At 71.0% G+C, this 21,851-nt stretch carries 20 protein-coding genes; 12 read left to right on the top strand and 8 right to left on the bottom strand.

Going from position 1 to position 21,851, the window contains the following annotated elements; all coding sequences use genetic code 11:
- Window positions 1–213 precede the first annotated feature (213 nt).
- Entirely contained in the window at window positions 214–942 is a 729-nt protein-coding gene (locus NAEX_RS10920; RefSeq protein ID WP_096327448.1) for a class I SAM-dependent methyltransferase, read from the bottom strand.
- A gap of 202 nt (window positions 943–1,144) precedes the next feature.
- On the opposite strand from NAEX_RS10920, the gene NAEX_RS10915 reads away from it, so the two are divergent.
- The 6 genes from NAEX_RS10915 to NAEX_RS10890 all read left to right on the top strand — a co-directional run bounded on the left by NAEX_RS10915 (window position 1,145) and on the right by NAEX_RS10890 (window position 6,369).
- The gene (locus tag NAEX_RS10915; protein WP_096327447.1) at window positions 1,145–1,645 is read left to right on the top strand and encodes a GNAT family N-acetyltransferase; all 501 of its coding nucleotides are present in this window, start codon (window positions 1,145–1,147) and stop codon (window positions 1,643–1,645) included.
- Window positions 1,646–1,979: 334 nt separating this feature from the next.
- Window positions 1,980–2,219: a DUF6289 family protein gene (locus NAEX_RS10910; RefSeq protein WP_096327446.1), complete on the top strand. Its 240-nt coding sequence runs from the start codon at window positions 1,980–1,982 to the stop codon at window positions 2,217–2,219.
- A gap of 212 nt (window positions 2,220–2,431) precedes the next feature.
- Window positions 2,432–3,172 carry a hypothetical protein gene (locus tag NAEX_RS10905; protein WP_096327445.1) on the top strand — a complete coding sequence of 247 codons (741 nt, stop codon included), beginning with the start codon at window positions 2,432–2,434 and terminating at the stop codon, window positions 3,170–3,172.
- A gap of 315 nt (window positions 3,173–3,487) precedes the next feature.
- Window positions 3,488–4,453 carry an alpha/beta fold hydrolase gene (locus NAEX_RS10900; RefSeq protein ID WP_096327444.1) on the top strand — a complete coding sequence of 322 codons (966 nt, stop codon included), beginning with the start codon at window positions 3,488–3,490 and terminating at the stop codon, window positions 4,451–4,453.
- Between the two features lie 258 nt (window positions 4,454–4,711).
- Entirely contained in the window at window positions 4,712–5,194 is a 483-nt protein-coding gene (locus NAEX_RS10895; RefSeq protein ID WP_143140979.1) for a hypothetical protein, read from the top strand.
- Between the two features lie 242 nt (window positions 5,195–5,436).
- Window positions 5,437–6,369: an AraC family transcriptional regulator gene (locus NAEX_RS10890; RefSeq protein WP_096327442.1), complete on the top strand. Its 933-nt coding sequence runs from the start codon at window positions 5,437–5,439 to the stop codon at window positions 6,367–6,369.
- A 15-nt stretch (window positions 6,370–6,384) separates the two neighbouring features.
- Here NAEX_RS10890 and NAEX_RS10885 read toward each other — a convergent pair whose 3' ends face one another.
- Both NAEX_RS10885 and NAEX_RS10880 read right to left on the bottom strand, forming a co-directional pair.
- Complete coding sequence (locus tag NAEX_RS10885; RefSeq protein WP_143140978.1) at window positions 6,385–8,550, bottom strand: beta-propeller domain-containing protein; 2,166 nt, start codon at window positions 8,548–8,550, stop codon at window positions 6,385–6,387.
- A gap of 160 nt (window positions 8,551–8,710) precedes the next feature.
- Complete coding sequence (locus NAEX_RS10880) at window positions 8,711–10,492, bottom strand: terpene cyclase (RefSeq protein WP_143140977.1); 1,782 nt, start codon at window positions 10,490–10,492, stop codon at window positions 8,711–8,713.
- Between the two features lie 403 nt (window positions 10,493–10,895).
- Here NAEX_RS10880 and NAEX_RS10875 point away from each other — a divergent pair, with 403 nt between their 5' ends.
- Together NAEX_RS10875 and NAEX_RS10870 are read left to right on the top strand one after the other, a co-directional pair.
- Complete coding sequence (locus NAEX_RS10875; protein WP_143140976.1) at window positions 10,896–11,396, top strand: hypothetical protein; 501 nt, start codon at window positions 10,896–10,898, stop codon at window positions 11,394–11,396.
- Between the two features lie 451 nt (window positions 11,397–11,847).
- Window positions 11,848–13,065 (top strand): hypothetical protein, encoded by a 1,218-nt coding sequence (locus NAEX_RS10870; protein WP_143140975.1) that lies wholly within the window; start codon window positions 11,848–11,850, stop codon window positions 13,063–13,065.
- 50 nt (window positions 13,066–13,115) lie between these two features.
- Here NAEX_RS10870 and NAEX_RS49990 read toward each other — a convergent pair whose 3' ends face one another.
- Complete coding sequence (locus tag NAEX_RS49990) at window positions 13,116–13,616, bottom strand: hypothetical protein (protein WP_170135638.1); 501 nt, start codon at window positions 13,614–13,616, stop codon at window positions 13,116–13,118.
- On the opposite strand from NAEX_RS49990, the gene NAEX_RS10860 reads away from it, so the two are divergent.
- Both NAEX_RS10860 and NAEX_RS10855 read left to right on the top strand, forming a co-directional pair.
- On the top strand, window positions 13,615–14,814 hold the full coding sequence (locus NAEX_RS10860) for an ankyrin repeat domain-containing protein (protein ID WP_096327437.1): 1,200 nt from the start codon (window positions 13,615–13,617) through the stop codon (window positions 14,812–14,814). The genes NAEX_RS49990 and NAEX_RS10860 overlap by 2 nt on opposite strands.
- Before the next feature lie 235 nt (window positions 14,815–15,049).
- The gene (locus NAEX_RS10855) at window positions 15,050–16,111 is read left to right on the top strand and encodes a hypothetical protein (protein WP_143140974.1); all 1,062 of its coding nucleotides are present in this window, start codon (window positions 15,050–15,052) and stop codon (window positions 16,109–16,111) included.
- Window positions 16,112–16,162: 51 nt separating this feature from the next.
- Here NAEX_RS10855 and NAEX_RS49985 read toward each other — a convergent pair whose 3' ends face one another.
- Together NAEX_RS49985 and NAEX_RS49980 are read right to left on the bottom strand one after the other, a co-directional pair.
- A complete protein-coding gene (locus NAEX_RS49985; protein ID WP_218163361.1) occupies window positions 16,163–16,924 on the bottom strand; it encodes an alpha/beta fold hydrolase in 762 nt (253 codons plus the stop codon).
- A 445-nt stretch (window positions 16,925–17,369) separates the two neighbouring features.
- Entirely contained in the window at window positions 17,370–17,639 is a 270-nt protein-coding gene (locus tag NAEX_RS49980; RefSeq protein WP_170135635.1) for a hypothetical protein, read from the bottom strand.
- A 59-nt stretch (window positions 17,640–17,698) separates the two neighbouring features.
- Here NAEX_RS49980 and NAEX_RS10845 point away from each other — a divergent pair, with 59 nt between their 5' ends.
- Both NAEX_RS10845 and NAEX_RS10840 read left to right on the top strand, forming a co-directional pair.
- Entirely contained in the window at window positions 17,699–18,292 is a 594-nt protein-coding gene (locus NAEX_RS10845; protein ID WP_096327434.1) for a GrpB family protein, read from the top strand.
- Between the two features lie 280 nt (window positions 18,293–18,572).
- A complete protein-coding gene (locus NAEX_RS10840) occupies window positions 18,573–19,439 on the top strand; it encodes a sulfurtransferase (RefSeq protein WP_170135634.1) in 867 nt (288 codons plus the stop codon).
- A 158-nt stretch (window positions 19,440–19,597) separates the two neighbouring features.
- Here the strand turns inward: NAEX_RS10840 and NAEX_RS10835 are convergent, their stop codons facing one another.
- Together NAEX_RS10835 and NAEX_RS10830 are read right to left on the bottom strand one after the other, a co-directional pair.
- A complete protein-coding gene (locus NAEX_RS10835) occupies window positions 19,598–20,080 on the bottom strand; it encodes a nuclear transport factor 2 family protein (protein ID WP_096327432.1) in 483 nt (160 codons plus the stop codon).
- Window positions 20,081–20,474: 394 nt separating this feature from the next.
- Window positions 20,475–21,260, bottom strand: coding sequence for a YoaK family protein (locus NAEX_RS10830; protein ID WP_096327431.1), 786 nt, complete (start codon window positions 21,258–21,260; stop codon window positions 20,475–20,477).
- Window positions 21,261–21,851: the final 591 nt, after the last annotated feature.

Genomic DNA, 21,851 nt, shown 5'->3' with positions numbered 1-21,851 from the left:
TCGACGGAGGAGGCTGCGACACCGGTGAGCGTAACCGAGAGCGCGACGACAGAGGATCGGGGTCGTCCGTGACCGCGAGCGGCGGCGCGGCGCGCCCGCGCAATGCATGACGGGCCGTCGTGAGCCGGACGCCCCGGCCCGGTGCGTCGACGCGCGCCGACGGAGAGGTCTTCCGCGGGACCTCTGCGCATCGCGGGCTCGTCGGCGCGAGCGTCAGCGGTCGGCCGCGACCAGGACGAACATCGGCCGCTCGCGCTCCTCCGCCAGCTCGGGCCGGGCGGCGACCTGCGCGTCGGTGGGGCTCCACTCCTCGACGTGGACGATCCGGAAGCCGGCCCGCACGAACAGGTTGAGGGTCGTCCCCAGCGTGCGGTGCTGCTTGACGACGCCCTCGGCGAGCCAGTTCGTGACCCGCGGGCCCTCGACGAGGTACCGGTCGAGCGGCCAGAACCGCCGACCCTCCGCGTCGACTCGCCAGCCCGGGCGACTCGGCGCGGTGTAGATCGGGTGCTCGGCCGAGACCACCAGGCGGCCGCCCGGCGCCAGCGCGGCGTGGACCCGGGCCAGCAGCCCGGCGAGGTCCACCACGTAATGCAGGGCCAGCGCGCTGTGGGCCAAATCGAAGCACGACGCCGGGAGATCGAGCTGCTCGAGGTCGGCGCGGCGGTACTCGATCGCCGGGTCGCCGGTGTCCGCCCGGGCGCGCGCCAGCATGTTCTCCGAGCGGTCGAGGCCGAGCACCCGCGCCGCGCCGTGCTCGCGGGCCCAGCGGCTGAACCAGCCGAAGCCGCAGCCGAGGTCGAGGACTCGCAGCCCCGCGAGCGGAGGCAGCAGCTCCCGCAACGCCGGCCACTCCGGCGCGCCGTCGAGGCCGTCGACGGAGCGTCCGAGCCGGCTGTAGCCGGCGAAGAATTGCGGGTCGTCGTAGATGTTCTGCGTCATGCGGCGGATGGCGTGTAGCACATCAGGGGGCCGAGATCCTTCAGCAGGGCGATGCAGGTCCCATGGTCGTTCGAACATGTTCATAGGAATGGATCGCATCGCCGGCGCGATCGCGTGTCCTTCAGACCATGTCCCGAGGGGGTCGCTTGACGGCTCGTGCTGTGGCATGTAATTTCGCCGAGGACCCGGAGGGTTCCAGCGAATGTCGCTCCTGACAGACGAGGCGCCGCTCGTGAGGAGCGCCGAGGCCGCGGAGATCGACCGCCTGGCCCGCCTCTGGTACGACGGCTGGCAGGACGCCCACGCGGCGATCTTGCCGGCGGAGCTGGCCCGATACCGCACCCTCGAGAGCTTCCGCGAGCGGCTGCAGGCGGCGCTCTCGACGGTCAGGGTGATCGACGGCCGCGAGGGGCTCGCGGGGCTCTGCATGATCAAGGGCGACGAGCTGTACCAGCTCTACGTCGCCGCGCACGCCCGCGGTACCGGGATCGCGGCCGCCCTGATCGCCGACGCGGAGGCCCGGCTGACCGCGGCCGGCGTGGCGCTCGCCTGGCTCGCCTGCGCGATCGGCAACGAGCGCGCGGCGAGGTTCTACGAGAAATGCGGGTGGCGCGGCGCCGGCAACAGGACAATTCCGCTGGACACGCCGAGCGGGGTGTTCCCGCTCGAGGTGTGGCGATACGAGAAGCGGCTGCGCCCGTAGGCGGGGGTCCCGGCGACCGTTCAGTTCGCCACGTGCGCGCGAACTGCGGGCGACCTCCCCGCAAAATCGAAGGCATCAGGGGGAAGCTGCGCGTTCGGTCGCTCTTCCGCGAGCGACAGCCCAGATCAGCGACGGCTCGTGCGCGCAGACCAGTTCGCGGCGAGCGCATGGGGAATTTCCGTTCGTGATCGCCGCACTGCCGACTCAAGCCCCAGACGGTGGCAGCATTTGGGGGGTGGCGAACCCACCATCACCTCTCTCGCCTTTCGCCGAATTGCGCTAAGCTGGACGGGTGCCGGGCCGCGGTGTCCGGCAAATCGCAAGGAGCGCACCCATGAACAAAGCCACACTCACCGCCCTCTTCCTGGCCTGCTTCGGGCTGGGAGCGCTGCTCTCCTCCCCCTCGGTGGAGGCGGCGAGCAACTGCACCTACTACAGCGACGCCGGCCGCACCACGGTCGTGGGCCAGTACGGCTACGATTGCTGCAACAACAAGATCGCCTGGGGCACCAAGACCCAGCATTCGAGCTGCGGCGCCTGCTTCATCTGCTACCCGCCTCCGCCGAATCCGTGAGGACAGGGCGGCGGGCCGCGTGCCGCCGCCTCCCGCCGCGCTGCGATCCGCGGCGGCGAGCCCGCGACCGGATGTCCTCCGGTCGCGGGCCAGGTCGGTGGTCCTTCACAGTGTCATGGCGCGCAGCCGGTCGCCGATCGACCGAGAGCGACGTGTTTGCAGGTCGGGAGAGAGGCTCTCCACGCGGACGGCGGCAGAAACAAGCAGCGCGGATGAGCCAGCCGGATCCGGTGTACATCGTCAGGGCGCCTGCCGCCGCCGCCGAACCCCGGCGCATGATCGGGGGCGCCGAGGTCGCGCGACGTAACCTGGTCGCGGTACAGTTGCTCGACATGGCCGTCTCGACCTGTCGCGGCTTCGGCCTCCTCCTCGCGCTCGGGGCGCTGGCGCTCGGCTGCAAGCCTGGGCCCGGTGACCCGGCGGGCGGCAGCACGGACAGCGCGGGCAGCACGGGCAGCACCTCGAGCACGACCGTGGGGGAAGACGGAACCAGCGGCGGGATGGTGCCGAATCACCTCTTTGGCACCTTTCATTCCCAGTCCTACACCGCCGGGCAAAAGTGGGAATCAGAGGTCGATGGCGGGATCCACTTGATTTGGTGGGGTAATGTCCTGATCGATCCGGACGGGACCATGGCGTATGAAGAGTACGCCTGTGGTCAACTGGTCGAGATACAGTCTTTCTCCTGGGTGATCGACGGAGACGCCATTCGCGTCGTCTCTGCGGATGGGGTCCCGTTCAAATATGCCGGGTCCGAGGTCGTCGAAGTCGAGATCGAACCGTCGGGCGTCTGCGGGGAGATCCTCATCTCGTCATTGACCCCGGCCGGCCATTCTCATACGGAAACTTGGGTTTTGGGGCATCTCTGCCCGGTCAACCCGGACCAACAGTCCTGCGACTTCGAGTTCGCCTGGTGCGAGGGCCCGCCCGAGCCGGTCGACGGGACCTGTTGAAGCGCGGCGGGTTCGGGCGGGGTGGGGGTCGGACGCGGGCCGGTGATCTGGGCGGGCGCGGAGCAGGCGAGCGAGGACGGGGGCGAGCATGGAGAGGAAGGGCGCGCGCGACGCAAGGGTCGACGATCCGGACGCGGCGCCGGCCGCCGCACGCGACCGTTCGCCGGGACGGAGAGCGCGCGGGGTGACGCGCAAGAACGGTCAAACGTCGCGGCGGCGGTGGACATACAGTCCGCTACCCGGCCGGGCCAAGAGCTCCCGCGACCGGGACGACCGCGACCACGGGCGTACGCCCGCACCGAACAGGAGGCTTGCATGAGACTCGCCGATGGCATCGATCTCCCGCTCACCGAGGAGCTGGCGAGGAACGTCGGCCCTGCCGGCATCGACATCGCCTACCAGCGCCTCGGCGACCCGGCCGGGCCGCCGGTGCTGCTGATCATGGGAATGGCCGCACAGCTGATCCACTGGCCCGATTCGTTCTGCCAGGAGCTCGCCGGCCACGGCCTGCACCTGATCCGCTTCGACAACCGCGACGCGGGCCGCTCCACGCACCTCACGAACGCGCCCGCGCCGAACCTGCCGGCCGTGCTCGCGGGGGACCTGTCGACCGTCAGCTACACGCTGAGCGACATGGCCGCCGACACGGTCGGCCTGCTGGACGTCCTCGGCATCGACAGCGCGCACGTGGTCGGTGCGTCGATGGGCGGGGCGATCGCGCAGACCGTCGCCATCGAGCATCCCGCACGCGTCCGCTCGTTGACGGCGATCATGTCGACCACGGGCGACGCGAGCGTCGGCCAGGCCGCCCCCGAAGTGCTGTCCGTCCTGTTCGCCGGACCGCCGGGAAACACGCGCGACGAGGTGGTCGCCCACGCGCTCCGGGTGTTCCGCGCCGCGGGCTCGAGCGGCTTCGACACGGACGAGGCCGAGCTCGCCGCGCGCGCCGGTCTGGCCTTCGACCGCGGTCACGACCCGCTCGGGATCGCCCGCCAGGCGGTCGCCTCGGTGGCCTCCGGCGATCGCACCGCTCGCCTCGCCGCGATCGCGGCGCCGACCCTCGTCATTCATGGCCTCGCCGATCGCCTGTGCGACGCGAGCGGAGGTCGCGCGATCGCCGCGGCCATCCCGGGGGCCGAGCTCTGGCTGGTCGAAGGGCAAGGCCACGACCTGCCGCCGGCGCTGCGGCCGGAGCTGGCGCGCCGGATCGCCGCGCACGTGCGGCGCGCTGAGGCCGGTCGTATCCGCAGTTTTCGTGCGAGCGCTCCAGGCGTCCAGTGACTGAAGGGGACGCCGCTCTTTACCGGGGCTCGCACGCCAACGCGAAGAGCTGCGCCACCTGATGTGCCCCGAATCGGGGCGGCGCGCCCGGGCGCGATTTCGCTCCCAACTTCTGGTGCTTCAGCCCGGTAGCACCAAAGCGTCGAGGCAGCACCCGCTCGAGCTCACGCATGGGCCATCGCGGAGGTCGCAATTCTTCGTAGCCGTCCGGCAACTTCGACCGCCATGAGAATGTTTTCCTGTTGTCTCCTCGGCTCCGTGCCTTTGCTGCTTGCGCTCATCGGCGGGTGTCGCGAGGACGATCCTTCCGACGGGAGCGACACCGACGCCGGGACGAGCAGCGGCGAGGAGCCGCTCTCTCTCCCCGCGGTGGGCGTCCTGGGGGACTGGTGCCCTAGCAATCAACCCAGCACGACCCTCAGCGTAAACATCGGCGTGGAACGGACGTGCGAAGAGACGATCGGGGAGGGTCCGGTCGTCAAGTACGACGTCGCGGGCCACAGCATCGACATGCTGAAGGCTGGTCAATCATGGAGCTCTGAGCAAGACTCGCTCGAGGTGTGGTGGGTCCCCGGCAGTATCGGCGGCGATATCCTCGCGGTGAGCGGCTCGCTCGAGGTTCTCTCGGTCTCGGAATCGCAGGCCGTTTTCCGCTACGAGTTCGTCAGAGACGACGGCCAGCCTTACGCCGGCGAGGCGACCGTGCTGATCTGTCGGCCCGATCCCCCCGGTTGTTCGTGATCTCGCTGATCGATCAGCCACGCGCAAGGTCCAGGACCACGGCATGCAAAGCGTCCGAGGATGCGTCGCTGTCGTTCGGTGACGAGGATCTTGGGGGCCGTCCGTTCCATGACGGTCTTCCGGCTGAACAAGCACCCCGGGGCGCGATTTCGCTCCAAACTTCTGTCGTTTCCAGCCCGGCAGCACTGGGCGGCGAGCCGGTCGCTGCCCATCATCGCTCTCGCTGAACGAGAGGAGCTGCGGTGTCCGAACAGCTCTCCGCATACGAGCAGCAGCGAGTGGCCTACGCCCAGGCGCACCTGGCGGCGCTCGCGTTCATCGATCGACACCTGTTCGAGCCGCTGGATCTCGAGCGCGTCGCCCGGGCGGCCGGTTACTCGCCCTGGGAGTTCTCGCGCCGGTTCGCCCGCATGCAGGGCGAGAGCGTGATGGCCTACGTGCGCGGGCGACGGCTCGAGACGGCGGCCGCGCGGCTCGTCGCCGATCCGCAGGCGCGGCTCATCGAGCTGGCGCTCGAGTGCGGGTTCACCTCGCAGGCCGCGTTCACCCGCGCGTTCACGCGGGCGTTCGGCGAGGCGCCGGGCCGGCTGCGGCGGAGCGTCGACGGAGCGTCGATGCTGCGCCGCCGTCGCGCGGCGCCGGGCACGAGGGCGCCGGTGCTCGCCGAGCGGATCGAGCAATTGCCGGAGCTCGCGCTCGTGGGCCTGTCCGGGCGCTTCTCGCCGGCGAACTACGTCGAATTCGCGGCGCTGTGGGAGCGGCAGGTGGCGCTGCGGCAGGCGGCCGGCCGCAGCCGCCGGGACGAGAGCTTCGGGGTGTTCTCGCATCGCGAGCCGGGCGGGGCCTTCGAGTTCGTCGCCGCGTCGCGGGCCTGGGCCGACGTCGCGCCGGCGCCGCTCGAGCGCGTGACGCTCCCGGCGGGGCGTTACCTGGTATTCCGGCATCACATGCACGAGGGGTCGATGCTCCCGCAGATGAACGCGGCGCAGGAGTCGATCGGCCGCGCGCGGCACCGCGTGGGAGCCACCTGGGACTTCGAGCACTATCCGGCGAACTTCGGCGAGGTGCGGTGGATCGATCATTATCTGCCGCTCGAAGCCGACATGCGCCGCGTCGCCCGCCCGGCCCCTGGCCGGCGGGCGGGCGACGCGCCTCACCGCGAATGGACGCGGTAGGTCGCTGCGTTCGTGTCAGTGCCCCGTCAACGGGATCGACGCGGCGGGGTGGGCCAGATCGTCGAGGTGCGCCACGTTGACGCGATCGCGGGCGATCGAGAACACCCAGTCCTCCATGAACACCGAGCGCTTGACCTTCGAGTTGGAGTCCGTCCACCAATTGCTGCACTTGCCGCTATACGTGTTCGGCGTCTCGGGCTCCTCGTGCGGGACGCCGCCCAGCGGGACGAAGCCGCCGTCCACGGTCACGCGGTAGACCAAGAGCCCGCTGAAGGTCATGAGGTCCCCGTATTGACCGCCCTGGCCGCCCTGACAGATGGTCATCGGCACCGCGAGCAGGTCGCGGGCCTTGAAGTAGGTGAACGCCAGGTGATCGGTGGCCGCGTCCGAGGTCGAACCGCGGGTGCCGATCACCTCCTTGTCGAGCACGTGGGGGTTCGCCAGATCGGTCACGTCGATGACCTGCAGCTGGATGCCCTGGAACCACGCGAAGTCGCCCTGATCGTCGGCGTCGTAGCCCATCGTCAGCAGGTGGTCCTCGTCCATGAGGTGCATGTACGTCGAGAAGCCCGGGATCTTGAGCTCGCCCTTGACGCTCGGCGCGCCAGGGTCGGAGAGGTCGAGCACGAACAGCGGGTCGGTCTTTTTGAAGGTCACCACGAAGCCGATGTCGCCGCGGAAGCGCACCGAGCGGATGTCCTCGGTCGGGGCGAGGTTGTCGACCCGGCCGAGCTCCACCAGCTCGTTCCCGTGCTCGCTCAGGATCGAGACGGTGCTGTGGACCTTCTCGTCCGGCAGGTATCCGGTGGTGGTGGCGATCCGCAGCGCGCCGTGCCGCTCGTCCATCGCGAACTGGTTGAGGACCCGACCCTTGACCACGCCGCTGGCGGCGTATTCCGCGGCGGCCCCGCCCGGTTCGAGCGCGAACTTGTGGATGGTGGTCGCCTGCTCGACGCCTTCCTCGAGCTCGGAGAACCAGGCGGCGTTCGGGTCGCGCTCGTGCCTCACCGCGACGTAGAACGAGTCCTTCGAGCCGTACACCGCGCCGGGGCGGCTCATGATCGTGCGGGCGGCCATGGGGGCCTCCTCGCCGATGGCGAAGGACACCAGCGACAGGAAACCGCGGGCGTCGCCGGTCTGCGCCAGGTACACGTCGTCGCAGTCCGACAGCGGGCCCTGCGTCACCTTCAGCCCGCCGCCCTTGACGTAGCGGGTGTCGCGGACCGACGGCAAGAGCCCGGACACCGGGGTCTTCTCGATGAGCTTCAGGTTGGCGAGGCGCACCTCCTCGAACAGCTCTTGCACCTCGTACGGCGTGAAGCCGTGGTCCTTCAGCCCGCAACCCACCGGCGGCAGCTCGTCTGGCCAGTAGGACAGGTTCGAGACGTCGAACTCGGGGAACACCACCGCGGTGTGGACGTCCCGCTCGATTCGGCGAGAGTTGAGGTACGAGCCGTTGAACACCAGCTCGCGCTTGAGGCGAGGCTTGGCGCGATCGGCGAGGTCCAGCACGGTGATCTGCAGCTTGCGCCCGTCGCCGGCGAACTCGCAATCGTAGCCGTACGTACACTCGCTGTCCAAGTCGACGGCGCCGCCGCCGGACCAGGGGTCGCCGAGCGACGGCTGGGCCGACTCGTCGAGGGAGGAGTAGATGACCGCCGTGTCCGCGTAGACGTACATCCGCCGCGGGGTGCCCTGGATCGGGAAAGAGGACAGCGCGTGCGCCTCGGCGGCGGGCCAGGCGTCGAGCACCCGGAAGCGACCGTCGGCGAGGACGTACAGGTAGCCGCCGTCGTTCTTCACGAAGTCGGCCTCGTCGACGTCGGCGACCTGCGTGTTGGTCTCCGAGTACTCGCTGGCGGTCGCGTCGGCCTCTTCCTCCTCTTCTTCTTCCTCCTCCTCCTCTTCCTCTTCGCCGTATTGCTCGCAGGAGTGAGTGGCCGCGAGCAGGGCCTCGTCCAGGTTGGCCTGCAGGCGCGTCTCCATGGCGTGGACGAGCCTGCCTTTCAGGTTGGCCGCGACGTCCTCGCACGAATCGGCGCGGACGAGCTCGGGCGAGGCGCCGTCGCGCTCCTGCCCGCCGGCCTCCTCGCTCGGCGCGTCCTCGCCGGACGCCTCGTCCGCGGGCGGCTGCCAGGCGCAGCCGAGCGGCCACGCCGCCAGGGACGTCAGGGTGAGCACGGTGATCCCTCGTGATATTCGCATCTTGAGCCTCCTCCTGCTGTGCACAGACCGGGAATGCGGGCAGGCCCGGCGAGGCGCCCGCCCGCGGGTTCGCAATCGACAGCGCCCGGCAGCGGTCGAGTGCGCCTCGGTGAAATCGCCACCGCCCGGCGGCGCCTCACTCGACAATCGCGGGTTCGTCCTCCTCCTCGGACCCGCCGTCGGCCTCCTCGTCCGCGAGCCCGGCGAGGCGCCCCGCGCGGCCCAGGGCCCCGAGGCGCTCGGCCAGCGGCGGCTCGGGCAGCTCGACGAGGACGCCGTCGGGCAACCGATCGACCATGAACACGTAGGCGTTCATGGCGTGGCAGACCGAATCGGTGCGCACGTAGCGTTCTCGCGTGTTCCAGAACAGGCCGCCGCGGGCGGTGTCCGGGTCCCGGGCCACGAACGAGTTCTCCGGGAAATACGTGTACTGCATCAGCAGGCGGAACAGCAGGACGACGGCGCCGCGGTATCGGGCGCAGCCGTCGAGGTCGCCGCCCGGACAGTCGAGGTAGAGCTCGGACAGGACCTCGGCCAGCCAGCCGTTGCCGCTGCTCGACAGCGAGGCCTGCCAGCGGCCGTGACGGTAGACGTCGGCGGGGTCGTCGATCTGCTGCGCGAGCAGCTCGTCCGCGCAATCGAACACGGTCCGGCGAATCGTCGCATCGTCGCTGGCGCGCGCGAAGTCGAACAGAGACAGGATCACCCACGAGCTCGAGATCGGGTTGGGCGCGCGATAGTCGTCGCCGAGGTAACAGCCCTCGCTCGCGACCCTGGCGGTGAGGCGCCCGGCGGTCCGCGCGGCGGCGTCGAGGTACGGCTCCTCACCGGTCGCTTCGTACAGGCGCGACAGCGCCGAGAGCACCTGGCCGGAGTAGAGCATCGACTCGCCGTCCGTCACGCTCCACGCGCCGTGCGCATCGAGGCGCAGCTCGGAGGCCACGCGGCCTTCGGGGCCCTGCATGGTCAATAGCCAATCCGCGGCCAGACGGGCGGCGTCGAGGTACGCGGCATCCCCGGTGAGGGCGTGCAGATCGATCAAGGTGAAGATCGACTTGGAGGCGGTGCCGACGACGAACCGCGGCTCGCGCTCCTGCCGGCCGAGGTCCAGCGAGTAGTGAAACGCGCCGTGGCCGGGCTGGTCCGGAGCGACGCGCTGCATCGACAGCAGGAACCCGGCGGCGCGCTCGATCGGCTGGCGCAGGCTCTCGTCGTGGTCGCGGGCGTAAATTGCGAGCAGCGTGTAGAGGGTGGACGCGGTGTAGATCGTGTGCAGTCGGTCTTCGAAGCCGTCGGTGGGGGCGTGGTAGTACTTGTGAACGCCGCCGAGCTCGGGATCCATCACGCGCAGGAGGTAGGCCTTGCCCTCGTCGATGCGCCGGCGCAGCATGGCCCGGTCGAGCACGCGCACGGGCACGAGGCCGCTGGCCAGCTCGACGCCCTGGCCCTCGTGCTCCACCAGCGAATACTCGTAGTCGGTCAGCTCGACGGCGAAGCGCGCCTCGGCCAGGCGCGAGCGAGCCGGACCGGAGGCGGCGAGGGCCCGCAGGGTGGCGTCCCGCAGGGCCACGCACAGCTCGTCGGCGGCCGCGGTCCCGCGGCCCACGACCGCACCTCGGTCGTACATCGAGACGGCGACGTGGAGCGGCTGCGCCGCGGTCCGCGGCAAGGTGCAGGGGACGTCCGAGTCGCCGGCAGCCACCTCGCGCACGAAGGCGACCGCGCGGTCGCGAAAGGCGGCATTGTCGAGCCCGTCGCCCGGCTCGGCGGCGCCGTCCCGCTCGCCCGGGTCCGGCTGGCAGGCCACGGCCGGGAGCGCGGCGATCGCCAGCCACGTCGCAATCGCGGTCGACCGCACGCGCGCGGCCGGATGTTCGACGTCCTTGCAATCGACCAAAATGCGTTCTCGCGGCGGCACTTCCGGCCTCGCTTCCAAGGTAGAGCCCGCAGACCCACGCAAACTATTCACCGGCGTGGGACGGCAGGGAGTAGACAGCGTTGATTTGCATGCTAGCGCCGGCCGCCGATGCGACAAGCAGGCGGCAGGTGCGACCCCGGAGCAGCCGACAGCGATCACATGGAGCGGGCACGGCCGCGCGTGGGCCGGGCCCCGGCGGCGATGCACGCGGGGCGCGCCCCGAGCCGAGCGCGTCGAGGCGCCCACGCAGCGGTCAGGGCGCCAGGCTCGGCGTCCGCGGGCCGTGGCGACGGAGCGGCCGAGCGAGCGCGAGAGCCGTGCGCGCGGTCGCGACGGACACCGCCGCCCACGAACCCGGCGGGCTTGACGAGGCCGGCGGTCGCTCGGCACGCTGGGTGCGCCCGTGGCGAGCTCCTCCTCTGATTCGATCCGCATGTACCTGGTGTTGATGGCCGCGATCGGGCCGGCGCTCGTCGCGTGGCGCGTGGCCGACACGATCGACTGGGGGCCGTGGTTCGTGCTCCTCGCCGCCGGCACGGTGGTCGCGGCGTTCGTCTGGCGCACGCCGCCGATGACCCGGGCGCGCGCGGCGGGCTTCTGGTTCGTCGCCATCGCGCCGCCGCTGTGGGTGCTGGCGGCCGGGCTGCTCGCCAACGCGTTCCTCGGCGGCGGGCCGCTGGAGCGCCACCCGTCCGAGGTGCTGCGCGAGGCGAGGGCGCGCAAGGGGGCGGACGCGCTGGTGTTCCGCGACTACCGACAGCGCAGCGACGAGCTCGAGGTCTCGCGCCTGAACCCGCATTTGGTCGGCCTGGCCGTCGGCGATCGCGTGGTCCTCGTCGTGCGCCCGGGCCTGTTCGGCTGGCCGCGCCTGGCGGGGATCGAGAAGGGCGCGCCGGCGGAGTAGCCGCGCGGGCGGCGAGCGTGCGACGGCCGCGGCGGGGTGGTCGCCGGCGCATGAAGTGCCATCAATGTCCCAAGGGACATTTTTTGCGACGGCCGCGAGCGAGCGACGGTCGTCGGGCGGAGGCGACCTCCCAGCGCCGAGGAGAAACTTCTCCGTCCGCAACTTCGCGGTGACGCGATGCGGTCGCCGCTGGCGAGAGGTCGGCCGTAGGCGGGCCGCCCCGAGTGGGAACCACGCGCCCCCGAGCGAAGCCGCGTCGGACTCGCCGCATCCGCGATCGCGGCCCGGCAGACTGCCCTGCGCCGACCCGACTCGTCGCAGCGCCGCCTTGCGCCGGCGCTGCGCACCTTCGGCGGATGCAATCCCCGCGCGACTTGATTCGCATCGGCCGATGTTTCCTCTCCGGCCTGACAACGACACGAGGCGCGCCCGGCGGGCGACGCTGATCGCCGTGACGCTCCTCGGCTCGGCCGCGGCTGCGTGCGGCGGTTCGACCCCGGGAGACGAGACGGGCAGCGGCTCCGACACCAGCGGGGGCACCACCGCCGAAGTAACGACCGCCGACACCGGCGGCGCGAACGGCACGGCGGACACGAGCACGAGCTCCACCGGGACGACCTCCGAACCCACGACCTCGACCACCGCGGCGAGCACGGAGGCCACCACGGTCGGGACCACGGCCACGACCACGACCACCGACGCGACCAGCGGGACGTCCGGGTCGACCACCGGCGACTCGCCCGCCTGCGTGCTCGCCGAGAGCGGGCCCATCGTCGTCGACGCCGACGACCAGGTGATCGAAAACCTGCACGTCGTGTCGACCCGCGGCCCGGCGATCACGGTCGAGGGGCACGCCGGAGTCACGATCCGCAACGTGTGGATCGAGCACGCGGGCGGCCCGGGGATCGCGATCGGGGCCGGCGCGGACGACGTCCACATCGAGAACGTCGCCATCGAGCACACCGGCGCGCCCGCCGAGGGACAAAACCCGTCGGACGGCCTCAACAACATCGAGTGCTACGGGTCGGCCCGCCCGGTCGTCAGCAACGCCCGCCTGGTCCGCGGCTCGAGCGGCATTTACCTCGTGGAATGCCCGGACGCGGACCTGAGCTTCCTCGAGGGCCACGACTTCCGCGGCCCGTTCCCGCGCGGGCAGCTCGTGCAGTTCGACAAGTCGAACGGCGGGGTGCTCGAAGATTTTTCAGTGATCAATCCCCAGGCCACCTCGTGGCCCGAGGACAACGTCAACATCTACCAGTCGGTCGATGTCGAGATCCGCCGCGGCATGATCGACGGCAACAACTCGCCGTCCGGGGTGGGGGTGATCTTCGACGGCGACCTGGCGCTCGGCGTCGTCGAGGACGTCGACGCGATCCGGATGGGCAACGGCTGCTTCTCGGACTACGCCGGGAGCGACGGCGTGGTGTTTCGTCGCACCCGCTGCCGCGAGAACATCTGCGAGGACCAGGGCCGCGGCCTGCCCCTGTCCAACGCGCTGATGTGGGCCGGTCACCCCGGATACACCAAGATCCGCCTCGAAGACTCGCATTACTTCGCGTCGTGCAACGGCAACCTGGTGTGGCCGGACGAGTCGTTCGAGGTGCTCGAGCTCGAGGAGCTCGACTTCACGATGCGCGAGCCGATCGTCGTCCAATTGTGCTGGGAGTGAGCGACGCTCGTGTCGGGCGATGTACGCGGCCGACACGAGGCAAAGGGCAGTCACGAGGGACGAGCGACGAGGGCGACGGACGCGGGCGATGCCTCGAGCGAGGAGGCGAGCTCGTCGTCATCGGGAAGCGCCTGGACGCAGGCCCAGGGAAGCGGGCGGTCCGGTGCGTCGCACGAACGCTTGCCATCGTCGCCGCTCCTCCCGTAGAACACGTTTCGCTGCGTCATCACTGATGTCCAAACTCGGCATTCACCCCTCGACCGAGCTCCGGGAGATTCGATGAAGAAGACGGCGAAGGCGAAATCATCCGCGTCGAAGACCGCACCCGCCAAGAAGGCGTCGGCGAAGAAAGCCACGACCAGGGCGGCGAAGAGATCGGCGGCGAAGAAATCGGCGGCGAAGAAGACGACGGCGAAGAAGGCCGCGAAGAAGACGGCCGCGAAGAAATCGACGGCGAAGAAGGCCGCGAAGAAGACGGCCGCGAAGAAGACGGCCGCGAAGAAGGGCTCGTGGGATCGCGGCGAGCATGTCGAGTCGCTGCGCCGGATCATGGCTGACCACTGGGAATTCGTGGACGCCTGGTTCGCGGACTCCGACCCGGAGCCTGACCGACGGCCGGAGCCGCCCCGGGCGCCCAAGGACGCCAGCGCCGCGCTGGCCCGCTGGGAAAAGGAGTACGGGGAGGCGTTCGAGGATTGCTTGCAGGCGCACTTCGCCGGCGGTCTCGCGCATCCGAGCCGGAGCTTCATGGAATACACGCTGCTCGAGCTGCCGCAGGCGTACGACCGGTGGAGCGGCCTCAACGACCTCGTCGACCAGGGCGTGTTCAAGGAGGCCAAGCCGCGCGCGCTCGCGGAGGACCAGGACAGCATCCGCTTCGTGTGGTGGAGCCGCGGCTTCATCCCCGTCGCCGAGGACGGCGGCGGCAACCTGATGTGCGCCGACCTGGACCCGGGACCGGGCGGCACCAGGGGCCAGATCATCAAGTGGGAGAAGACCGAGGGCCCGCTCGGCCCCCTCGCCGAAAACATCGGCGCGTACCTCGTCGACTACCGCAACTCCCTCGAGGACGGCTCGCTCGCGTTCGACGAGTCGGGGTTCCTCGAGCGCCGGAAGGTGCGCAAGAAGGGCTCGAAGACGCAGGAGGAGCTGTTCGCCGCCGTCGAGGCCGGCGACGCGGCGACGGTGTCTCGCCTGCTCGCGGCCGACAAGACGCTGCTCGAGGTCCGCAACCAGTACGACGAGCCGCTGATCATCCCGGCGATGCAGAAGAAGCACACCGAGGTCGTGCGGGCCTTTCTCGACGCCGGCGTCGACGCCAACACCCGCGGGCCGTCCGGCTCGCGCATCCTCGATTATGCGCTGAGCGCCCAAGCGGCCGGCACCGTGGCGCTCCTGCTCGAGCGCGGGGCCATCCCGCTGCTGGACGGCAAGTACGGCGCGCCCGAGAGCATCATCGCGTCCATGCTCAGCAGCGCGACCTTCTCGGACCACGCGCCCGAGGCCGACTACCTGTCGATGCTCGAGAGCCTGCTCCGCGCCGGCGCGGACCCCAACGTCGCGTGGTACGGGGAGACGCCGCTGATGAAGGCCGCGCAGTTCGGCAGCATGGCGCTGGTGAAGCGGCTGCTCGCGGCCGGCGCCAGCGTCGACGCGGTCGACGACAAGGGCAAGACCGCCGCCGGGCACGCGCGGTCGCGTCGCCGCAAGGAGGTCGCGGCCTTCCTCGACAGCCTCGCGGCTCGCTGACGCTCACCCGCGCAGGCCGCTCGAGCGACCGCGCGCAGGGGCGTGCGTGCGCGCGGCGCCGACTGGCGCTCGCCCACCTCGCCGACGCGCGCGCCCGTCACTGCCGCGATCGCGGCGCATGAATCTGCAGACCACCCGCGGCGCGCTCGTGCTGGGGGCCGTGAGCACCGCCGCGCCGCGCCCTTGACAGCACCCGCGAGGATCGGTGTTCCTGAGCTTCAGGGGGCGACGATTCATGCGAGGAACGGAGGCCGAGATGGACAGGACAGGCGTACGAGGAGCGGTTCGGCGAGCCGTCGCCGCGGCGCTCGTGCTCGGCGCGGCGGGGGCGAGCTGCACTTCGCAGCCGGCGACGAGCGGCACGGACACGCAGGCGAGCACCGGCGGCGACTCCGGCAGCTCCAGCGGCAGCGAGGGCACCACCAGCTCCGGGACCTCCTCCGCGACGACGGACGCCCCCACGAGCAGCACGAGCAGCGGGCCCGGCCCGGGCAGCAGCGACACCGGGACCACGGGCACCACCGGCGAGGCGACCGGCACCGGCAGTACCTCCATTTCCGACACGAGCACGTCCACCGGCGAGCCGGATCTGGGCCCGTGCCCGCCGGGGAAGTACCTCATTTGCGAGAGCTTCGACGACACCGAGGTGGGCGCGATCCCGCAGGGCTGGGTCCGCCACGGCGACCCGATCGCCGTCGCCGACGACGCGGCGGTGAGCGGGTCGCACTCGCTGAAGATGGGCCCGATCCCGGTGTGGGAGCGACGGATCTACCACGACGCGGCCGCGCTCGGCAGCGGACACTGGGGCCGGGTCCGCTACAAGGTGGCGCTCCCGGTGCCGGACGCGTTCGTCCATTCGACGATCGTGGCCCTCTACGGCAAGGGCCCGACGACCGGCGACCAGGAGGTCCGCGTCGTCGACACCGTGAAGGAGGACGCCGACGGCTGGAACAACGACGGCAACGGCAATCACTTCCAGTACCTCTACAATGTGCAGCCCAACGGCCCCGAGTTCGGCAAGGGCAGCGACTACGACTGGAAATTCGACGACCAGTGGCACTGCGCAGAGTGGCACATCGACGGGCCGACGCAGAGCTACGACTTCTACATCGACGGGGCGATCGTCGAGCAGATCAGCATCGCCAACGGGCCGGGCAATTACGCCGGCTCGGAGATCCCCGACGCCTTCAGCGAGGTGCGCATCGGCTGGGTCAACTACCAGGAGTCGCCCCCGGGCTTCACGGCGTGGATCGACGACGTCGCGCTCGACGACGAGCGGATCGGCTGCCAGGACTGACGGGCACGCGGGGCAGGCCGAGCTCGGCCTGCCCTGCGCGGAGCGCTCCGCTCAGGCCCGGGCGATCTGGACGAGGACGTCGTGGAGCCGGTCGGGCTGGGAGAAGAACGGCGAATGATCGGTGTAGAGCTCGTGGACCGCCTCGCACGGCATCGCCAGGACCATCGATCGCTGCGCCGCGGGGGTGATCGCCCGATCCTTCGCGCACGAGATGTAGAATCGCCGCACGCTGCCGTAGCCGGCGGCGGTCAGGGCGAGCGGCGTCGTGAACGGCGCGAGCGGGTTCGGCTTGAGCAGCGAGCGCGCGCGGTCGACGACCTCGCGCTCGCAATCGGCGTAGAAGATGTCCGCGACGGCGTCGCGGTTGACGTCGACGACGCCCTCCTCGGACCGGACGATCAGGTTCGGGGTCGCCAGCGAGTCGGCGTCCTTCAACGCGACGTCGAGCAACGTCGCGCCGTTCGGCAGCAGGAACGCCGTCAGGTAGACGAGCTTCTCGATCTTCGCCGGCCGCGCCTCGGCGACCATCGACACGACGGCGCCGCCCATGCTGTGCCCGACCAGCACGACCGGCCCGTCGATTGCGTCGAGCGCTGCGACCACGCGGGCGGCGTAATGGGCGAGCGTCACCGAGGCCGGCGCCGTCTCGTCGGCGCCGTGGGAGGGGAGGTCGAGCGGGGTCACGCGGTGCCCGTCGTCCGCCAGCAGCCGCGCCGTCGTCGCCCAGCACCACGCGCCGTGCCACGCCCCGTGTACCAGCACAAAGTGCTTCGACTCGCCGCTCGCTCTTTCGCCGCGCTCGTAGGATTTCATCACGTGTGCCTCATGCTCGATCGCTGGATCGCGTCTGTCGCACCGTAGTTGTGACGCTCGCTCACTGTCAATCCTCGCAGATTGCGGAGCGTCGTCGCGGACATATGTGCGGCGCACGGTCGAGCGCCGGACGTCCGTCGAAGGCCGCGCTCGGGAATGCACATGGCGTCGTCGTGCGGCGATGCCGGGGTGGTCTCGGCCCGCTCGGCGTCCGACGCGTGGGGTCGTCGATCGCAGCGAGGACCGCATCTGCGGCCCGATCGACCGCGACTGGCAGATCGCCAGGGCTTTGCTCCCTCGGCGTGGGCTGCCAGCGTTCATAAGATTTGGCCCGATCTGGATGAAGGCCGCGGGACCTATGAAGGCCGGCGTCCGCGCTCGCGCCCGAGCTCGCTCGGCGGGCAGCGTGAGGACACTGGCACTTGCCTGCGATCGCGCCGCCGTCTCACCCCGGCGCGTCGCGCTCCGCGCCGCCTTCGGCTCGCGCCTGCGTGCGCGACGGTTCGCGCCGCGGCCAGCGCGTCGGTTCGACGGTGCCGTCCTCGCAGACGGCGGTGCGGTGATCGCTGCCATGATTGCAGATCCGCGGCGTCCGGATCGACCGGCCCTGCGACGTCGCGGGCGGCGAGTCGAGGTCGGCCGGCGGCGGAAGTTCTCGTCGCCGACGCAGGATCACGGCATCGGGGACGAAAGATGCGCCGAGGCGACTCGACATGTTAGAAAACCTGCTGTTACCATGCCGGGCTCCCTTCTGAGCCGAGCCAGAGGTCGCCAATGTCCACCCGCGCCCCGAATCAGTCCTCCGAGGAGTACCTCGCCGCCGTGACCGTCGGGGAGCGGGTGCCTCACAACGGGCAGATCACCCTGATGGCCCCCGATCCGCAGTGGCCCGTCATGTTCGCCGAGGAGCAGGCCCGGCTGTCCGCCGTCCTCGGTGACCGCGCCCTGGTGCTGGAACACGTCGGCTCGACCTCCGTTCCCGGGCTGCCCGCCAAACCGATCATCGACATCCTGCTCGTCGTGCCCGATTCGAGCGACGAACCCGCCTACGTCCCGGACCTCGAAGCCGCCGGCTACGTCCTGCGCATCCGCGAGCCCGAATGGCACCAGCACCGCCTGCTCAGAGGCCCCGACCACCCCATCCATCTCCACGTCTTCTCTTCAGGCTGCCCGGAGATTGCGCGAATGCTCGGCTTCCGCGATCACCTCCGGGCCCATCCCGCCGCCCGCGATCGTTACGCCCAGGTCAAGCGCGAGCTCGCGGCCCGGACCTGGGCCCATGTCCAGCACTACGCCGACGCCAAGACCGACGTCATCGAAGCGATCCTGACGGAGGCCGGAGCGAAGCAGGGTCCAGGACTGCCGTGAGTCGGGCAGCGGCGGCGGCGTGGGCGGCCTGTTCCCATCACGAGCGCAGACGTTGACGTGCGGCGGCTGCAGGCCGGTCGGGCGCGCGGCAGGGCTTGCCCGCTGCGCTACAATGAGCGGGTGCCGCAGATCCAGCGTCCCCGGCAGTCCAGCCCCTCGTCGCCGCCGGCGGCCTCGACGGCGTCGATGTCCGCGAGCCCGACGCGTGCGCGCAGCGAGGATTGCGGGGCCGACCTGGGGAAGACCGACGCGGTCGCGGCGCCGCTGGAGGAGTGAGGCGATGATTCGTGCGTGGTCGATCGGGTTGATGTGTGTGGTCGGGAGCTGCAGCACCGGGACGGCCGCGAGCGAGGAGCCGCGCGCGCCGGCGGGCGTGGTGGCCGTCGACGCGTTGCTGCGCGCGCCGGCCGACCCGCAGCGCGTGATCGTCGATGTCCGCCCGGCCGAGGCCTACGCCGGCGGGCACATCCCCGGGGCGGTCCACCTCGACGTCAAGAAGCTGCGCGCCGAGGTCGACGGGGTGCCCGAACAGCTGGCGCCGCGGGCGGCGATCGAGGCGGCGATGGCGGAGCTCGGGGTCGAGCTCGGCGACGAGGTCGTGGTCGTCGACGAGCGTACGAGCCCGCCGGCGGCCCGTGTGGTGTGGACGCTGCGGTGGTTCGGCCACGCCGCCGACAAGGTCCAGGTGCTCGACGGCGGTCACGCGGCCTGGGTCGCGGCCGGGGGCGCGCAGACCGGCGAGGTGCCGACAGTCGCGACCGGTGAGGGGGCCCGGCTCGGCGAGGAGCAGCCGCAGCTCGGCGTCGACGCCGCGTGGATCGCCGCGCACCTGCACGACCCCGCGGTTTTGCTGCTCGACGTGCGCAGCGACGACGAGTGGGAGGCCGGACGGATCCCCGGGGCCTGGCACGTGCCCTGGCAGTCCGCCGTGACCGACGACGGCCGCCTCAAGGAGCCGCAGGCGCTGCGCGAGCTGTACGCCCGCGCCCTCGACAGCGAGACGGTGGTCGTCTACTGCAAGTCGGGCATGCGCGCGAGCCTGAGCTGGCTGGTGCTGCAGGTGCTGGGGCACGCCGACGCGCGCGTGTACGACGGCTCGTGGAACGAGTGGGGCGCGCGGCCGGATCTGCCGAAAGAGACGGGGTGAGGCCGCCGCTGGCGGCTTCGGCGTGTGACGCGAGCGGTCGCGGGCCGCCCGGGATGCGGGACCCGGTCGCGCGACTCAAGGGTGGCTGGCGCGATCGGGCTCGGCCGCTGTCTCAGGGGGCATGTCCTCGGGGACATGCCGCGATGCGACCTGCCGGATCACGCGGGCTGCTGCGGCTTACTGAACCACAGGGCGTTGACGATCAGCCAGCGCTCGCCGAAGCGGCCCATATGAAAATAGTCGACGAACCACGGGGTCTCGACGCGGACCACGGCGGCGGTGCCGGTCACGTCGAGCACGCGCACCGAGCGGTTCCACTGCTCCTTCGGCGTCTTGAGCGCGCCCTGGCGGGTCAGCTCGATGAGCTCGTCGGCGCTCATGCGCCGCAGCGGGAAGACCTCGCGCGAGGTCGGCCCGGCGCCGGCGACGGCCCGCTTGGCCAGGTCCGGGTGCAGCGCCCGCGCGACCCGGGCCGGATCGCCCTCGAGCTGGCCGTCGACGTAGTCGTAAGCGACGGCCTCGATCGCCGCGCGCGTCCTGGCGTCGATGGGGGCGGACGTCGCCGCCGGCGGCGGCGCGGCGGGCTGGGGCGCGGCGGTCGAGGTGAGGAACAGGGCGAGGGCGAGGGCGAGGGACGGCATGGCGCGATGTCGAAGGCCGAAATGCTAGCCGAGTCGCACCGGCGGCGCCGCGTGACGGCCCGACGATGGCCCATCGTTCGGCGAGAAGGCGGCGGCCCGTTCGCTGCGCGGGCCTCGCGCGCGCGGCGAAGGCTGCGAGGAATTCTCGCGCTCTGGTGAAACTTTCGCTGCGGGTCTCAATCCGGAGACCTGTCCTCGACGCCAGGAGGACGCGCCGCGAGGCGCTCGCGCGCGCGAATCGTCACAGGGTGGACTGGTTCGGGGGCCGTGCGTCGCGGGCTATCGCCGGGACCGTCGATTGCGCTCCTGTCGAATCGGACATGTTCTCGAGGTCATGTCGAGAACCGGCCCCGCGCGGGGCGCCATCGCCATCCTGTCCTTCGAGACATGTCTCTCACGGCAAGGCGCCGCCGGCGGCCGCGCGGGCGACGGCGCGGTCGCGTCGGCGGGCTCGTACCTCGCGGGCGATGCGTTCGGGCAAGAAGCTCAGGGTGATCGCCAGCAGCATCAGCGACGCGGGCAGCAGGAACACCAGGAACTCGAAGCGGTGGGCGAGCGGGACGGTCACCGCGGCGCCGGCGGCGAAGGCGGCGATCTTGCCGGCGCGCAGGGCGGCGTGGCGCTTGGCCAGCGCGAGCGCCTCGTCCTTGGAGAAGAACAGCTCGGCCAGGTGGATGCCGAGGTCGGTCGCGGGGCCGGTGAGGTGGGTGGTGCGGACCAGGAGGCCGGTGCTGGTGGCGATGGCGGCGTTCTGCAGGCCCATGGCGAAGCTGAGGATCGACAGCAGCAGGAAGTCGACCGGCTGGGTGACCGCGCCGCCGAACGTGCCGAGCAGCCCGAAGTGCCCGCCCACCGCGGTGAACAGCACCAGGCAGAAGGCGATCCACAGCGGCACGCCGAACAGCGGCCGCTTGCCCGCGTGGGCGCGCCCGTTGATGAGCAGGCCCGAGAGCATCGCCCCGCCGATGAAGCAGCCGAGCACGAGCGCGAACTCGAGGAACGGCATCAAGTGGACGACCTCCACGCCCAGCCGGGTGACGGTCCCTGTCACGTGTGTCACGTAGGTCTGGCAGGCCAGCAGCGCGGAGGCGTTCACGGCGCCGGCGGCGAAGGTGAACATCAGCCAGCTCGGGGCGTGCCGGGGCGAGAAGATCGATTCGGGTCGGTAGAGCGTCAGCATCGGCCTTGATCGCGTCTGTCGAATGCGGAGAGGCTATTTCGGTCCGCAGGCGCGACATGCCCCCATTGGGGCCGTGCGCCTGCTGCTCGTCGTCATAGTATAGTCGCGACACGATGAAAATCATCCCGCGATGGAAGAGCGCGGTCGGTATCGGTACACCTCCCCTCGCCATCGAGGGTGTCGGTGCGCGCCGGAGAGGTCCTCCGCGGCCCCCTGGTGCTGCACGGTGGGACCTACGAGGTGGCGGTCGAGCGCGTCCGGGTCCACTTCGACGAGCAGCACCTCACCCCACGCTGCCCAGCGCCGCGGCGCCGCCCGACCGCGAGAGCCGCCGCCGGGTGGCCGCCACGGAGCTGCCCCCGGAGCGCCGGTGCTGCGCAGCGGCGAGCGGCTGGTGCGAGAATTGGCGCTGCCGTTGCCCCGGAGCTCGAACCGAGCGAGGGGCCGCGAGCCTACGCGCTCCTGGCCGAGTCGCCGATCGCCGGCTTCGATTCGCGGGCGGAGCTGCCGCTGGAGATGATGTCCTGACCGCCGCGCTTCCGCCGCGAGCTGGAGAGAGGTCCGGCATCGACGCGGCGGGCGAGGGCGCCA

It is taken from the genome of Nannocystis exedens, assembly GCF_002343915.1.
Lineage (GTDB): Bacteria > Myxococcota_A > Polyangia > Nannocystales > Nannocystaceae > Nannocystis > Nannocystis exedens.
The sequence above is the reverse complement of the archived record's forward strand: the minus strand, read 5'-3'. Positions and strand labels throughout refer to the sequence as shown.

What these genes read in the sequence shown, in the direction of transcription:
- NAEX_RS10920 (WP_096327448.1), bottom strand. Translation starts at nt 942, where the DNA reads ATGACGCAGAACATCTACGACGACCCGCAATTCTTCGCCGGCTACAGC.
- NAEX_RS10915 (WP_096327447.1), top strand. Translation starts at nt 1,145, where the DNA reads ATGTCGCTCCTGACAGACGAGGCGCCGCTCGTGAGGAGCGCCGAGGCC.
- NAEX_RS10910 (WP_096327446.1), top strand. Translation starts at nt 1,980, where the DNA reads ATGAACAAAGCCACACTCACCGCCCTCTTCCTGGCCTGCTTCGGGCTG.
- NAEX_RS10905 (WP_096327445.1), top strand. Translation starts at nt 2,432, where the DNA reads ATGAGCCAGCCGGATCCGGTGTACATCGTCAGGGCGCCTGCCGCCGCC.
- NAEX_RS10900 (WP_096327444.1), top strand. Translation starts at nt 3,488, where the DNA reads ATGAGACTCGCCGATGGCATCGATCTCCCGCTCACCGAGGAGCTGGCG.
- NAEX_RS10860 (WP_096327437.1), top strand. Translation starts at nt 13,615, where the DNA reads ATGGCTGACCACTGGGAATTCGTGGACGCCTGGTTCGCGGACTCCGAC.
- NAEX_RS49990 (WP_170135638.1), bottom strand. Translation starts at nt 13,616, where the DNA reads ATGATCCGGCGCAGCGACTCGACATGCTCGCCGCGATCCCACGAGCCC.
- NAEX_RS10855 (WP_143140974.1), top strand. Translation starts at nt 15,050, where the DNA reads ATGCGAGGAACGGAGGCCGAGATGGACAGGACAGGCGTACGAGGAGCG.
- NAEX_RS49985 (WP_218163361.1), bottom strand. Translation starts at nt 16,924, where the DNA reads ATGAAATCCTACGAGCGCGGCGAAAGAGCGAGCGGCGAGTCGAAGCAC.
- NAEX_RS49980 (WP_170135635.1), bottom strand. Translation starts at nt 17,639, where the DNA reads ATGTCGAGTCGCCTCGGCGCATCTTTCGTCCCCGATGCCGTGATCCTG.
- NAEX_RS10845 (WP_096327434.1), top strand. Translation starts at nt 17,699, where the DNA reads ATGTCCACCCGCGCCCCGAATCAGTCCTCCGAGGAGTACCTCGCCGCC.
- NAEX_RS10840 (WP_170135634.1), top strand. Translation starts at nt 18,573, where the DNA reads ATGATTCGTGCGTGGTCGATCGGGTTGATGTGTGTGGTCGGGAGCTGC.
- NAEX_RS10835 (WP_096327432.1), bottom strand. Translation starts at nt 20,080, where the DNA reads ATGCCGTCCCTCGCCCTCGCCCTCGCCCTGTTCCTCACCTCGACCGCC.
- NAEX_RS10830 (WP_096327431.1), bottom strand. Translation starts at nt 21,260, where the DNA reads ATGCTGACGCTCTACCGACCCGAATCGATCTTCTCGCCCCGGCACGCC.